Source organism: Falsiroseomonas oryziterrae (assembly GCF_021864505.1).
In the GTDB taxonomy this organism is placed as follows: Bacteria; Pseudomonadota; Alphaproteobacteria; order Acetobacterales; family Acetobacteraceae; genus Falsiroseomonas; species Falsiroseomonas oryziterrae.
In genome coordinates, this window is the sequence record NZ_JAKJIB010000711.1 from 1 (window position 1) to 564 (window position 564).

A 564-nucleotide genomic window follows, 5' to 3' on the forward strand; every position below is an offset into this window, starting at 1 on the left:
GCCGCGGCGCGTGACGCCGCCCGGTCCGCGGGTTTTCGGCACGGTTTCGGCTCACCTTCGGGATTCCACGCGGCCATCGGCGCGATGCTCCCCCATGTCCGCAGCGCGACGCCGCGGACGGAGGCAGGAGGCGGGCGTGAGCAGGGCCAGGTGGATGCGCGGCGTTCTTCCCGCGGTGGCGGTCCTCGGACTCGGTGCGGCGGAGCCGCGGGCGGCCTCGATCGGCACGACGGAGAACACGCAATACGTCGGGGTCTGGACCGATGAGCAGGTCCGGCCGGAGGGAAGCGGCCCGGCACTGCTCAACCTGCCGCCCGGCTGGCTGACGGGCGACGCCGCCGTTGTGATCGCGCCGGGCGGGCCGTGGGATCCCGGGCAGCGCGACGTGCTGGTCGCGGCGCTGCTCGATTCGGGCGCCGCGGTGCTCGAACTCAACGAGCCGCGCGCCGGGCCGCGCGCGGCGGCGATCCGCGCCGACCTTGCCGCGGCGTATCGGACGCTGCGCGAGACCTACGGCGCCGGGCTGCTCGTGGCGCTCGGCACCGGCGAGGGCGGAGAGGCGGC

1 protein-coding gene is annotated in these 564 nt (G+C 76.2%); it reads left to right on the forward strand.

Going from position 1 to position 564, the window contains the following annotated elements; translation table 11 throughout:
- Window positions 1-136: 136 nt before the first annotated feature.
- The coding region (locus tag L2I40_RS24275; RefSeq protein WP_237217885.1) for a hypothetical protein at window positions 137-564 on the forward strand (428 nt) is incomplete at its 3' end.